This window comes from Alcaligenes sp. NLF5-7, assembly GCF_024266725.1.
Lineage (GTDB): Bacteria > Pseudomonadota > Gammaproteobacteria > Burkholderiales > Burkholderiaceae_B > Alcaligenes > Alcaligenes phenolicus.
Genome location: NZ_CP100755.1, coordinates 2,281,047 through 2,294,772, shown reverse-complemented (window position 1 = coordinate 2,294,772; position 13,726 = coordinate 2,281,047). Strand labels below are relative to the sequence as shown.

General features: G+C 57.3%; 14 protein-coding genes. 3 read left to right on the top strand and 11 right to left on the bottom strand.

What is annotated here, in order from left to right:
• Position 1 precedes the first annotated feature (1 nt).
• The 11 genes from MID00_RS10565 to MID00_RS10515 all read right to left on the bottom strand — a co-directional run bounded on the left by MID00_RS10565 (position 2) and on the right by MID00_RS10515 (position 10,759).
• Positions 2-2,425 carry a TonB-dependent receptor gene (locus MID00_RS10565; RefSeq protein ID WP_254498802.1) on the bottom strand — a complete coding sequence of 808 codons (2,424 nt, stop codon included), beginning with the start codon at positions 2,423-2,425 and terminating at the stop codon, positions 2-4.
• A 63-nt stretch (positions 2,426-2,488) separates the two neighbouring features.
• Positions 2,489-3,466: a FecR domain-containing protein gene (locus MID00_RS10560; protein WP_254498801.1), complete on the bottom strand. Its 978-nt coding sequence runs from the start codon at positions 3,464-3,466 to the stop codon at positions 2,489-2,491.
• Positions 3,467-3,471: 5 nt separating this feature from the next.
• Positions 3,472-3,984: a sigma-70 family RNA polymerase sigma factor gene (locus MID00_RS10555; protein WP_250756160.1), complete on the bottom strand. Its 513-nt coding sequence runs from the start codon at positions 3,982-3,984 to the stop codon at positions 3,472-3,474.
• A 280-nt stretch (positions 3,985-4,264) separates the two neighbouring features.
• Positions 4,265-4,582 carry a hypothetical protein gene (locus MID00_RS10550; protein WP_035270349.1) on the bottom strand — a complete coding sequence of 106 codons (318 nt, stop codon included), beginning with the start codon at positions 4,580-4,582 and terminating at the stop codon, positions 4,265-4,267.
• Between the two features lie 388 nt (positions 4,583-4,970).
• Positions 4,971-6,689, bottom strand: a complete 1,719-nt coding sequence (locus MID00_RS10545; RefSeq protein ID WP_254498800.1) for a porin — start codon at positions 6,687-6,689, stop codon at positions 4,971-4,973.
• A 145-nt stretch (positions 6,690-6,834) separates the two neighbouring features.
• A complete protein-coding gene (locus tag MID00_RS10540; protein ID WP_254498799.1) occupies positions 6,835-7,737 on the bottom strand; it encodes a CorA family divalent cation transporter in 903 nt (300 codons plus the stop codon).
• Complete coding sequence (locus MID00_RS10535; protein ID WP_254498798.1) at positions 7,734-8,687, bottom strand: CorA family divalent cation transporter; 954 nt, start codon at positions 8,685-8,687, stop codon at positions 7,734-7,736. The genes MID00_RS10540 and MID00_RS10535 overlap by 4 nt, the downstream gene beginning before the upstream one ends.
• Positions 8,688-8,690: 3 nt before the next feature.
• Complete coding sequence (locus MID00_RS10530; RefSeq protein ID WP_009458709.1) at positions 8,691-8,990, bottom strand: hypothetical protein; 300 nt, start codon at positions 8,988-8,990, stop codon at positions 8,691-8,693.
• 43 nt (positions 8,991-9,033) lie between these two features.
• Positions 9,034-9,972, bottom strand: a complete 939-nt coding sequence (locus MID00_RS10525; RefSeq protein WP_254498797.1) for a CorA family divalent cation transporter — start codon at positions 9,970-9,972, stop codon at positions 9,034-9,036.
• Positions 9,969-10,307: a hypothetical protein gene (locus MID00_RS10520; protein WP_179136473.1), complete on the bottom strand. Its 339-nt coding sequence runs from the start codon at positions 10,305-10,307 to the stop codon at positions 9,969-9,971. The genes MID00_RS10525 and MID00_RS10520 overlap by 4 nt, the downstream gene beginning before the upstream one ends.
• Positions 10,308-10,417: 110 nt before the next feature.
• Entirely contained in the window at positions 10,418-10,759 is a 342-nt protein-coding gene (locus MID00_RS10515) for a hypothetical protein (protein WP_052159301.1), read from the bottom strand.
• A 595-nt stretch (positions 10,760-11,354) separates the two neighbouring features.
• Here MID00_RS10515 and MID00_RS10510 point away from each other — a divergent pair.
• From MID00_RS10510 to MID00_RS10500, 3 genes are read left to right on the top strand one after another with little or no spacing between them, the layout of a single operon-like run.
• Positions 11,355-12,161: a thiazole synthase gene (locus MID00_RS10510; protein WP_254498796.1), complete on the top strand. Its 807-nt coding sequence runs from the start codon at positions 11,355-11,357 to the stop codon at positions 12,159-12,161.
• A gap of 7 nt (positions 12,162-12,168) precedes the next feature.
• Positions 12,169-12,987, top strand: a complete 819-nt coding sequence (thiD, locus tag MID00_RS10505; RefSeq protein WP_022983636.1) for a bifunctional hydroxymethylpyrimidine kinase/phosphomethylpyrimidine kinase — start codon at positions 12,169-12,171, stop codon at positions 12,985-12,987.
• 40 nt (positions 12,988-13,027) lie between these two features.
• Positions 13,028-13,723: a 5'-methylthioadenosine/adenosylhomocysteine nucleosidase gene (locus MID00_RS10500; RefSeq protein ID WP_041203004.1), complete on the top strand. Its 696-nt coding sequence runs from the start codon at positions 13,028-13,030 to the stop codon at positions 13,721-13,723.
• Positions 13,724-13,726 lie beyond the last annotated feature (3 nt).

Below are 13,726 nucleotides of genomic sequence, written 5' to 3'. Positions count from 1 at the left end.
CTTAGAACTGATACTTCACCGCCAGCATCATGTTGCGCGGTTCGCCCCAGGTATAGGTGCTGTACCAGGAGAACATGGAGTAATAGCGCTTGTCGAACAGGTTATTGACGGTAAAGGTAGCCGACAAATTCTTGTTGAAACGATAACGCGCCATCGCATCTACCAGCCAGTACCCCGAGACAGTATGCCGCACCTTACCCGGCGATCCGGGTCGACTGACATCGCCCCAGGTCTTGCTTTGCCAACGTGCACCGCCGCCCAAGGTCAGGCCATTCAAGTCGCCCTCGAAATCGTAGGTGGTATAGATGTTGAACTGGTGCTCAGGCGATAAGGTCGACACCTTTTCACCATCGCGGCGCGACAGCTTGTAGGCATAGCCTGCATGCATCTGCCATTGCGGCGTTAATTGACCAGCCACTTCCAGTTCTACGCCATGAGTACGCACACCTTGAGTGGCCTCATAAGCGATACCCCCCGACGGTGTGCGCCCCCCCGTCTCCTTGCCAAAGTTATCCTGACGCAGCTGGAAGTAAGCCAGGCTGGACGTCAAACGGCCTCCCATGAACTCGCCTTTGACACCGACCTCGTAGTTATCACCGCGCAAGGGATCCAGAGTACGACCGCCCTCGTCTTGCAAGTCTTGGGGCTGGAAAATATTGGTGTAGCTGGCATAGACCGAGAAGTTGTCGTTCAGGTCATACACAGCCCCAAAGTAAGGCACCCATACACCTGTCTCGCGCATATCCAGCTTGTTGTAGTTGGCATAGCGTGTACCCAGCAGCAGCTTCAAGTCATCACGCAAGTTCAGGCGCGTGCTGACGTACAAACCATTTTCTCGTGTCACTTCACGATCATCGCCCAGGTGCTTCCAGTTCATGCGCGGCCAGCGACCATCCCATTCGTAGTAATTCGAGACATCGGTATTACTGTTTTCACCGTAAGACGCATTGGTCCAGCGACGACGCGATACGCCGCCTCCAACCACCAACTCATGCTCGCGTCCGAACAGTTCAAAGGGGCCGGTCGCATAGAAGTCCGCCGTGTTCGAGACCGTCTTGCCCACGTAGCGCCCGGACCATAGCGACACACCTTTTCCGGTCAAAGGATCAGGGTTACCAGCGGCCGCAGCCGCCAGCTCAGAGTCATAACCATTGACCAAGCGATTGAGCTGCACCTTGGCCATCCAGCCACTGTCGAACTCATGCTCCAAAGTGGCAAAGGCCGAACGGGTGTACTGGTTCCAGCGACTCCAGCGCGTACCGTTATTAAAGGAACGGTCCATCTCGTTGAAGTGGCCCTGCGCGTCATAAATCGGGATGCCCCCCCAGGTTGATCCTTTGGGATCGTTGTCCTGCAAATCTGCACCCAGGGTCAAGCGGGTATCCGGTGTCAGGTCTGCTTCAACGATGCCGTATAACACCAAAGTCTGACGCTGGTAGTGGTCCAAATGGCTCTTTTTGTCCTGATAGGCACCAACCAGACGGCCACGTAGCGAACCTGACTCGTTCAAAGGGCCGGAGAAATCCGCTTCACTGCGGTAATTGTTCCAGGAGCCCAAGCCCGCACTGGCATATCCCTGAAACTCGTGCGTCGGCTTTTTACGAATCATATTAATAGTCGCGCCTGGGGTCCCACTGCCAGTGAGCAAACCGGAGGCGCCTTTCAATACCTCGACACGATCGTAAATCGCTGTGTCCGTGAGCGAATGGCCTGCCGAGTATGGTGAATCGCGCAAGGTAGGGATGCCATCATATTGGAAGTTCTGGACACCAAAACCGCGTGCTTCGTAAACGGTACGCTCGCTGTCATAAGTAATGATGCTCAGGCCGGGTGTATGGCGCACCACGTCATCAATACTGGTCAGGTTGAAGTCGTCCATCTTCTTGCGTGTAGTCACGCTGATGGCCTGCGGCGTCTGACGCGGAGTCAGACGCAAGCGGGTTGCCGTGGCAATCGTGCCCGCTGCATACGTGCCTGAACCTTCGGTAATGTCGCCCAGCGCATTGCGACGTACTTCAATACTGGCCAAAGACTGCACACTGGCGTCATCCGCCAAGGTGTCGCCATCGGGCAAGGCAATCAAGACATAGCCATGATCTCGGCTTTGCACCTGAAACGGCTGCCCAGCCAGCAAGGCGGCAAAGCCATCCTGCACGGAATACTGTCCCTGCAAGCGCGGAGCGCGCAAACCCTGCAATCGGGAGGAATCCATCACCAGCGCTACCCCGGCCTGTTGAGCGAACTGGCTCAAGCGGCTGGCCAGATCCCCGGCTTCCAGCGCGTAGGCTTGGGTTGTCTGGGCCGAGGCCGGCGCCACGCTCAGCATCAAGGCCCCTACAAAGGCCAAGCCCAGCAGGCGGCGGCAGGTATTGGGCATGAACGGCGTCTTCACAAGCGCCAAAGCCGGCGCATTCTTCGGGACCATGAAATCTCTCCTTCTTTGGCAAGGTCTATCTGTTAAAGACGCACGAGCTCAAAAAAGCGGCAATCAAGGCCTGAAATTAATCATCAATCCTTGGTCTGACATGTTCAGCACCTGCAATCGGGGATACAAGTCCTTTAGCAAAGCCAGAGCCGACAAGGGCTTGTCGGCAGGCAAGACAGCGCTGACCGTCAAACCTTCCATACCTTGCGGATTGATCTGTGTTTTGCCGGAGTACTGGCGGGTGATCTGCTCCAGAGCCTGCGTCAAAGGCACATGTTCCAGAAGCAACTGCCGCTGATCCCAAGTGCGCATGACACGGCTTACATCGGTCTGGCGGTTCGCCCCCAAGCCTTGCGCATTAATTTGTACCTGATCGCCGGGCCCCAACTCGCGAGCGGCTTGCGGGCCCTGGGGGCGCGGATAAGCCAGCACCCGAGACGACAGTACCGTCAACAGCGTGCCTTGCGGCTGTTCCTGCACAATAAATTCAGTTCCCAAGGCTTGCGATACCGCCTGGCTGCTCAAGACCCGCAAGGGTCGATCCGGCTGCTTGGCCACCACCACCCGGACCTGCCCTTCCAGCAGCTCAATATCCCGGTACTGCTTGCTATACAAAATCTTGACCTGTGATGCTCCGGCCAACTCCAAACGAGTGCCATCCTCCAGCACCACACTGCGCCATTCTCCGGCAGCGGTCTGTACGGACTGATTGGACCAGGGCAATACAAAGGCCAGAATCGGCAAGATAAACACCACAGCCCAGAGCAGCAGCATCATGCCCTGACGCCAATCACGCAACAGCTTGGGTCGAGCCGACAACCCTGCATCCAGCGCACTACGGCCAGGGGTGGTATTGGCCTGTACCGCCAGTTTTCTGACTCTGCCCAAGACCGCTTCCATACCTGCGGCCGCCGCTTCGTGACGCGGGTCCTGCGCACGCCAGGCCATGAATTCGGCTTGGGCCTGTTCGGTGAATTGTTCGGGATCAGACAAGAGCACAACCAATTGGGCGGCCTGTCGCTCTATCTCCTCGTTGGACATGGGGCTCAAGCTGGAATCAAGGTCTGAACATGGAGCAAAGCCTGCACCAGATCATTACGCACAGTGCGTTCGCTAACCCCCAAGCTCTTGGCCACGCTTGATTGCGTTTCCCCATCCAGATAGCAGCTCAGGAACACCATGCGAGCCCGCGCGGGCAACTCGTCCAAAGCCTGAGCCAACAAGGCCAGCGCCTCCAGGGTTTGGGCGCACTGCTCTGCCGAGGGTGCTTGCGCCCCTTCGGCCAAGGTCGCCTCCAAGGCTTCCAGATAGGCTTGCTCAACCGCCATGCGTCGGCTGCGATCAATTAACAGCCTTCTGGCCGTGGCAGCCAAAAACGCACGAGGATGACGTAAATGATGAACGGTAGAGGGGGCCAACAGCAGACGCACAAAGGTGTCCTGAACCAGATCTTCCGCCGTAAAGCTGCAATGCAGACGCGCGCGCAACCACCGCAACAACCAGCTACGGTGATCTTGATAGAAATCTCCCATCCCTATGGGCGCTGACGGATAGTCCATAGACCCCGATCAAACTAATCAATAATCATTCTCATTCCAAAATTATGACATGAAAAGACGGGGATTCTGATTGCGAGCGTCGCAAGCGTCGTCTGCTCACGACAGATCATCGATGAAAACAACTGTTCGCCCTGCAGGGCCGTAAAAAAAAGAAGTGCGTTCAGGCTGCAATCAAAAAGGCGGGCATAGCTATAAAGCCATGCCCGCCCAAAGATCTCTGCACAGATCATTGCCGCGGCGCCGGGTTACGCCCCGAATGTCAGGGGCATCTGCCAAGCTCTTACATCACAAAAGAAGGCAGTGTCAGCACGGCATGAGTGGGTTGGTAGCGAAAGCCTTCTACATCGTTCAGACGGGCTTTGGCACGACGGGACAGATGCTTGAGGACTTGGCTGCGCTCCACGGTAGGCAGTGTGGACAGTGCATTTTCAATGGTGCGACCGGACAGGTCGTTGAGTGCGTAAGCAAACTCGCGAGCACCGTGGGTTTGCAGCAGCTCCAGCAGGTAGCCTTGACGCTGGCGGGATGCGGCCAGGCGCAGAGCGTCTTGCAGAGCGTTGTTGTGTGGGGTGGAACGAAACAGGTTGAGGCGGAACATAGCATTCTCCTTCGGACACAGGGGTCCAGAAAGAGTGCTCACCTCATCAGAGGGGCCCGCTTTGTGGTCCAGTGTCCAATTGACTGGTCATTAAGGAGGCTTGTCCTTTACAGGAACAAAGCCATAAAGAAGGATCAGGGTCCATTTACTTTTAAACGTGAGTAGTTAAAAAAGAAGGTGCAACGGTTTTTGCACCAACAGTATTTTCGCATCTGAATGTGGGCTTGTCCGCCAGGCATTGGCACACTTTCCATCGCCTTGCAGACATCAAATTTATACTTAGGGATATGTCTCCTGAGCCGTCCTCACAAGCACTCAGCCCTGCCCGACCTTCCTGCGCCAGGGCCAGTAAGAACACGGACTCAGGTGCAGGAAACCGGCCATTTCATTAGAAGTGATGCGTCACACCCAAAGCCACACGGCTGCTACGCGGTTCGCTGGCACTGGCTGCCGTTTCCATATCAAAGCGACGTCCTTGAGCCGCAAAGGCATAGACGCTGGTGCGGGGCGACAAAGCATGCACGTAGCCCACAGACATCACCTGAATGCGACGTGCGCGCTCATCGGTATCCTCCCAGGTCCAGTTCGGACGGCCCAAAGACCATTGCAGCTGGAACTCGCCCTTGCCTACAGGAATCGCCGTGCCCACATACCAGGTGTCCAGTCGGCCACCGTTGATGAACTCCGCCGGGCCCAAGCCTTCCAAGCCCTTGTCTTGCAGATGGGCAGGACCATCATCACCATTCAGGCCCACAAAGCCATTGCTCTGACGGCTCCAGCCAGCTGCAAGACGGGCTACCTCAAAGTCATAGCTCGCACCCAATTGCCAGGCCGTAGGACGATGGGACTCGACACGACTCAAGCTCTCGTAACTGGCCCCCAACAGCCAGGGGCCGTCCTCGTAGCGCAAAGCGAGGCTATAGAGTTTGCTGCGAGACCCTCCCAGGCCCTGCTCGCCCACATCCGCGCTATAGCTGGCGCCTAACTGCATACCCGCCCATTCCGAGCTGCGCCAGCTGAACTGATTGGAGATCTGGTAGTTGTCCGAAGCACGCATCAAAGCGCCCATACCAAAGTCTTTCCAGGAACCCACTTCAATGGCAGAGACAAATTCCTGACCCACGGTGTACTGGCGTCCAAAACGCAGATCGCCCCAGTTATCACTGCCCAAACCCAGCCAGGCCTGATAGTTGAACAGACGCCCGGCATCCTCGGCCCGGCCTGTGGCCAGATCAATACCACTTTCAAGATTAAAGGTGGCGCGCAGCCCATCACCCAGACTCTCATGGCCGCGAATCCCCCACAGCGAGTCCGTCTGCCCGCCGCTTAACACATCGCGCTGCGAGCCTTCACCACTCACGTGCGTCCAGCCCAAGCCGGCATCCAGGGTGCCATAAAGCTGCACCGAGGTTTCAGCATGGCTGTGGCTGGGCATCATCAGCGCTCCTGCAAGACCAAACAGGGCCACGCCAGCTGCCAAAGAAGCGGCTTTGCTCAATTGAAAAGGACTGCACTCCAGCACACGACGCCAGCCGCAGGCCACAGGAACAGGTTCACGCATCAGAACTCCTAACAAGGTTTGATTACCCGTCGCCACCACCACACCTTGTGCGGTCCCGGCCACAACCCGGTCGCCCATGGCGCATGTCTCGGGAGCAGCCTGCAAAATGGCACGGTTCAGAATCAGGTGATCCTGATGGATCAAGCGCAGATCCGCCGGCACGTAATCACCGGCAGACAGCAGCACGATATCGCCAGTCACGAGCATACGAGCCGGCACGCGGGACTGGTGATCCCGTGCCAGATCGTACATGGTCAAATCGCGGCGCACCTGACAGGTTTGTTTTTTCATGGTCTGGACCACTTGGGTCAGATCAGCGGGGCTGGAACGCAGTACCCGTACTTGATTGGGGCCGTTCTGTATCAGACGGCGCAACACTTCATCAAAGGCCAGGCCATGGCGCTGGGTATTCAAGGCTTGCAACACTTGTGGCACGCTGCGGGTGGCGTAGTAGCTCAGCGCACAGTGGGCGCGGCGTACCAGACGCACCGGGCTCTGGTGTACGACCGCGCTGTGATCGGGATGGAAAAACCGGCTTGCATTCATGGGTACCTCTACACATTGGTGCAGGGACGGCCACCCCGCTCTGAAAGGTTAGGGATGTGTTTACCGTCGCAGTGGAAAGACAAAAATCGCTAATTGATTCGGGTAGGAGTTAGCGCCTAACCGGGCCAGCACACAGCACTCCCCCTTAACGCAACGCGCCCGATTTCTTGATTGTCCAGATCGGTACCGCCGTCAACACCAACACGGTCACCAACTGCACCCACATGGTGCCCTCCCAAGACAACTCGGGCATGACATGGAAGTTCTGACCGTACCAGTTGATCAGGGCTGTACCGGGCACCAGCAAGGCCCACAGCACCGTAAAGACCTTGGTCACGCTCAGGTCGCTCATGGCCACGGACTCTCCGGCGGCACGCCAATGAAAACGCTGGCGTTCAATGGCGAAATGCGCACGGCGCTGCATGCCTTCAATGGCGGCAATCAGCTCGTCCACTCGGCTCAACTCCAGGCTTTTTTCCTGATACACCCAGCGGCGCAAGCATTGTGCGGCCTGCTCCAGATCGTCAATGGAATGCATCACATGAGACAGCGGTTTGTGCAGGGTTGCCATATGGCTGTCCAGATCAATCATGTCCTCGGCACCGCGCGAATAGTCCGTGCCGACATTGGACAGAAAGCCGCGCAAGGACAGGGTCGAGACACTCAGGCCCTGATCAATACGGTCCAGCACTTGCGAGGTCTGCGCCAGCAATTGATACAGCAAAGTCAAAGCCAGGGCATGGGAGCTGGCCAAGGACATTTCCTGGGCACTCAAGCGCTCCAGAGCCTGGCCGGGACGCAGCAGACGATGGCCAGTTTCCACGGTATACAAAGGCTGATCGTCCTGCCCCAAACACCAGATCAGGTCAGACACCTGCATCTGTTCGTCACTCACTCGCACACAGCGTATGCGTGTGGCCATCCCCAGGCTAGCCTGGGCTTGTGGCAGCAAATCCACGCGATACAACTTGCCCAGATCTTCCAGCGCCTGACGGTCAGGGGCCTGCAAGCGCCGCCAGGAAGCCATATCCTTGAAACGGGCCGTCATCGCATCCACCCTTTACGCTTTACATAGGCCAAGGGAGCCAAGGCAAATACGGCGGTCATGCCCATGACCAGCCACTCGCCACCGATAATTTCCAGCTCGGGCATATTGGCAAAGTTCTGGCCGTAAAACGCCGCGATCAGCGTAGGCGGCAAGAACACTGCAGTAACCACTGTAAAGACCTTGATCACCTGGTTCTGCTTCAAATCCAGCGTGGTCATCAAGGACTGCTGCAAGTTGCGGATCTTGTTGTGCTGAAAGCGGGCATAACGACGCAAGCTTTGAATATCCGAGAGCAACATGGACAGGTTCTCTGCGCTTTCGCCACCGGGCGTACGACGCAGCCAACGGCCTGCGCGAGCCAGCATCAATTGCCCTTCCACGGTTTTGGCGACCAACTCCTCGGCCTCTCCCAGACCGATGGCGGTACTGGCAATATCCGCCACCCCGGCCTGACGGCCGGAGGTATCAAAGCCGCCACTGGCTGCCGCCACCGTATCGCTGCGTTCGTCCAGACGCCCGGCAATATCGGAAATCGTGGCACGAGCCTGGTCGTTCAGAGCCTGCAGGATCATGAACAGAATTGAAGCGGGACTGGGCACGGCGTGCCCGGCCTCTACCCTGGCGTTCAACTGCTGGCTGACACGCTCCAAGGTATCAACCCGCACGTCCTGCTCCACGCTGATCAGGCGGTCCTTGCTCAAGGCGAACAGCAGGCTGGTTTCGCGGTACTGCTGGCCCTGACGTATCACCATCTCCACGGGAATCAGAATAAAGCCCGCTTCTTCCGCGGCAGCACGGCCCCGTTTGACGCTCAGGTCCAGGCCCAGTTTGGCTTGCGCCTCGGCCAGTTCATCGTGCCGGCTGGCCGACAGTTGCAACCATGCCGTTTTTTGCCCGCGCTTGTAGCTCAGGCTGGACACCACCGCGCCCCCCTGTTTTTTTTCAGTCATGGCTTAGTCCTCACTTTGTACCTGTTCCGCTTCCGGGGAAACCATGTAGTGGCCATACAAATGCAGACCGGCAAAACTGCCCAGAATCAGGATGTACAGCACCACCACCGCAATCATGATTTCGCGCTCGATATGCGCGGTGCGTGGGCGGTTGGCACGCGCCCGGTCAATGGCCTGACGGCGCTGCTGGACGGCCGCGTTGGAGTCCGACTGCAGGCTCAAGTCTTCATTCCAAACCAGTCCGCGTAATTTATCCGAGCCTGCCGTTGCCACCTCGGTACTGCTTTTCAGTGTGTTCAACATACGAAATTCTTCCCATTCATTTAAGTATCAAAGGCAGCGCGCTCTAGCGCAGCCAGCCCCGGTGTTTCACATAGATCAGCGGCAACATGGAGAACAAGGCGGTGGAAATAATCCCCACTATTTCGGCGTGCTCCCATTGCAAAATCGGCATATAGGCAAAGTTCATGCTGTAGTAGGTTGAAATCAGCATGGCGGGCAGGAACACGGCGGTCACCACCGAGAACACTTTCACAATCTGGTTCTGCTTCACGTTCAGCGCCATATTGTTGGTGGTCTGCATAAGGCGGACGCGGTCGTGCACAAAGTTCACCTGCTTTTCCACGGCCTCGATGTCGTCGATCAGGGTATGAAAAACAGGCTTCAGTTTTTCCTGATCTGCGGGTAAACGCGCCAGGGCATGACGAGCAGCCATGGCCAGCTGCAATTGGCTTTCCAGGCAGTCGGACAAGAGTTCTTCTACTTCGCTCAAATCCATCTGGGTGGAGACCACATCACTGACGCCAAAGTCCCGGTCCTTGGTTTCCAGGCTGTTGAGCACGGCGTTGGTCTGAGTCAGCACCTTGCCCAGATCGTGGCTCAGGGAGTCCAGCAGTTCATCGGTGGCATCGTTAATGGATTGCAAAATCACCGCAAAGCTTTCAAAGGCGTCGTTCTCGCGACCATCACGCTGCAAGCGCTGCAGGGCCTGGGCCAGTGGCTTGGGGCTGGGATCAGGTTCAATGGACACCAAGGCTTCGCGGCTCAGGATGAACACCACACGGCTGGCTTTCTTCTGACCCTTGTCCACGTTCAGAAACGTCACAGGCACAAAGCTGAAGGGGCCTTCCTGTGTGGGACTGTTCTGCAAGGTCTGTGGAATTTCCACGCCCAGCTTTTTACGAAGGCCACTGATCTGCTCGGTGGCATGGATGCTGATGCGCATCCAGTTATTGGGCTGGCCGTCGTTGCCAAAGAGCGGCGGCGTTTTACCTTGGTCCGTCATTGTTGATCTCCATCAGAACGGGTCTCTTGGGTGCTGGACGCATCGGGCGACGGCGTCGTGGTACCCATGTAAAAGCTGGAATGCGAGCCGGAGGTAGAACTGGTCCGGGTTTCCAGGTGCGAGTTGCTGAAAAACAGCCAGCTCACCACCACAATCAAAATGCCCCACGAAGACAGCAGCATGGAAAAGGACAGACGCTCGTAGCGCGACCAACGCTTGCGACCCTTGAGCGGTGCAACACTGGGGCGACGCGCCGAGCGGGTCCAGACCTGGGCGGCCAGCGAGTTGTCCTGATACGGTTTACTGCTCAAGGAAGAGGGAATGGTTTGCGGCATAGCACTCTTTTGGGTTGATGAAAGCCACAGCAGCCGTCCATGACGGTGCGAACCCCGCATGGGCTGGTCTGCTGTGACAGGTTGAACAGAAAAGGGGTAGGGTCCAGTGCTCAAGAGCGCTGGGGCTGGCGATACTCACGCAGCCAGTCCTGCGTGCCGTAGCGGTGCGGGAACAGGGTGAACAGGCTGGGCGACGGGCCATGAGTGCGGCGGCGACCCAAATGCCCTACTCGCACGCCGGTATGCATGGCGTTGTAGACCTGACTGCGATCAAACGCGGGAAGCATGGCCAGAACATCGGCGCGGACACGAGCCGAAAGCTCGGGCAAGGCCTGGGCAAAAGCCAAGGTGCCGTGCGAGGCCAGCAAGTCGCACACGGCGACAGGACGGTAAGTGGCGACAGCCATACGCAAAGCGCGCTGCAAGCTATCGTGAGGACGGGAAAACAGCATGAGATTCTCCTGGGCACACGGCCACAGAAGCACCCCACACGTCTTAGACCGTGAGGAACCTGGAGCCGGCGCTCAATTCGCAATGGGGTTTCATGCGGACATGAAACGCGGGGCGCAACGCAAATGTGCGTCTTTCAGATTCAGGGTCAGGACCCAAGAACGTGCTCCTTTAACAATCAAACAATGCCAATCGAACTCAAGCCCCAGGTACATCAGCACCTGAGGCTTGTGTCCGAGCGATAAAACAGAAAGAACGGATGAAATCTACGGATCCCTCAATAAAAATCCCGTTCTTGAGGAACAACAGAATTTTCGCATCGCAACCCTGGCAGGGCCAGCCTGCATTGGGGCCTTGCGCATGGCCTTAAACATAAGGCGAATATGCCAAGGTATATATTTGCCACAGCCACAGGCCAATCGCGCTCGCATCCGTGGCCAGCCCCCTGCCCGAGCCAAATCCCTATCGCACACCAGCAAGCCGGCATACGGGTTTTCCTGCGGGCACCGGCCAAATGGATTATTCTTGCAGTGTTTGCCCTGCAAAAAACCAATTCTTTATCCGTCAACAAAGACGGATGCGCAACAAAGCACCACCATGACCCAAACAGTGAACAACGATCCCTTTATCCTGGCCGGAACCAGCTACCAATCCCGGCTATTGGTAGGCACCGGTAAATACAAAGATTTTGATGAAACTCGTCAGGCTATTGAAGCCAGCGGCGCTGAAATTGTGACGGTGGCCATTCGCCGCACCAATATCGGCCAGAACGCCAACGAGCCCAATCTGCTCGATTACCTGCCCCCCTCCAAATACACCCTGCTGCCCAACACCGCGGGTTGCTATACCGCCGAGGACGCCGTGCGTACCTTGCGTCTGGCCCGCGAACTGCTGGACGGCCACAAACTGGTCAAACTGGAAGTGCTGGGCGACTCCGGCAATCTGTTCCCCAATATGCCCGAAACCTTGAAAGCCGCCAAAACCCTGGTGGATGAAGGCTTTGATGTGATGGTGTATTGCGCCGACGACCCTATCCAGGCTCGTATGCTGGAAGACATTGGCTGTGTCGCCATCATGCCCCTGGCCTCCCTGATCGGTTCGGGCATGGGCATCATCAACCCCTGGAACCTGCGCCTGATCATCGATCAGAGCAAGGTGCCTGTGCTGGTCGATGCCGGTGTCGGTACAGCCTCGGATGCGGCCATTGCCATGGAACTGGGCTGTGATGGTGTCCTGATGAACACCGCCATTGCCGGTGCCCACCAGCCTGTGATGATGGCCAGCGCCATGAACCTGGCTGTACAAGCCGGTCGTCAGGCTTATCTGGCTGGCCGTGTGCCCCGCAAATACTACGATGCCGACCCCAGCTCCCCCACCGAAGGGCTGATTCACTCCCGTACCTGATTGAGACATGATTCCCAACACGCTGACCATTGCCGGGGTTGACCCCTCCGGCGGCGCCGGTATTCTGGCTGATGTCAAAGCCATGAGCGCCCTGGGTGCTTATGCCACCGCTGTGATTGCCGCTTTGACGGCACAAAATACTCAAGGGGTAACCGGTATCAGCCCGGTTCCTGCCGACTTTGTGCGCCAGCAGATTGATACGCTGTTTGCCGATGTGCGCATTGATGGTGTCAAGATCGGCATGTTGGGCCAGGAGGCCGTCACCACCGTGGTGGCCGAGCGCATGGCTCACTTCAAACCCAGGCATCTGGTGCTGGACCCGGTAATGATCGCCAAAAGCGGCGATCATCTGCTGGAAAAATCGGCCGTCCATGCCCTGCGTGAACAGTTAGTGCCCCAGTGCACCATGATCACGCCCAATCTGCCCGAAGCCGGTGTCCTGCTGGACGCCCGCCCGGTAGAAACCGTCAAGGAAATGCGTCAGGCTGCCGAGCGTCTGCGTCGCCTGATGAATCACAGCGATCAACGCTGGGTCTTCCTGAAAGGCGGTCACCTGCCCGGTTCGGACTGCATAGACCTGCTGCACGATGGCGACAAGATGATCGAAATGCCCGCCAAACGTATTGATACTGCCAATACGCACGGCACCGGCTGCACCTTGTCGGCTGCGCTGGCCGCCCTGCTCCCCCAATACAGCAATGTGCCTGACGCTGCTCTGGCTGCCAAAAAGTACTTGTACGAAGCCATTGCCCGTTCGGGTGAACTGACAGTGGGCAGCGGACATGGTCCGGTGCATCACTTCCATAAACTGTGGCCATCGTCCTGATACGTGCCGTTTGATCGGGCCGCTTGAAGGCCCTTGTCTTATGTCTACACTTGGAATTATTGTCGCCATGCGCGAAGAGCTGGAGATTGTGCTGGAGCGCTTGCAAGAGCCCCAGACCATCCAGCGCGCCGGCATGGATTTTCATCGCGGCAGCTATCTGGGCAAGCCCGTTGTGGCCGTGGTTTGCGGCGTGGGCAAGGTCAACGCCGCCGCCTGCACCCAGATGCTGATCTCGGAATTTGCCGTGGACAGCATTATCAATATCGGTATTGCGGGTGCGGTTGAACCCAGCATCCGACCGGGCGATATCGTCATTGCCGATACCCTGGTCCAGCACGATGTGGAACTGAAAGCCCTGGGTCTGGCGCCGGGACAGGTTTTCCGTCTGGATACCTTCGATTTCCCCGCCGATCCCGCCCTGCTGACCGTGGCTCAAACCGCCGCCCAGCAGATCGAAGGCCATCAGGTCCATACGGGCCGAATTGTTACCGGCGACCAATTTATCGCATGTAACGATAAAATACAGTGGTTAAGCGCCACCTTCAACGCTTTAGCCTGCGAAATGGAAAGTGGCGCCATTGCCCAGGTGTGCTATCTGAACAAGGTACCTTTTGTCTGCATACGCAGTATTTCAGACAATGCCAACAGTGAAGCGCACATGGATTTTGATACCTTCTTGCCCATTGCCGTCAACAACGCCAGCACCTTGCTCCATGCAATGGTGCCGTCCTGCTAAGCC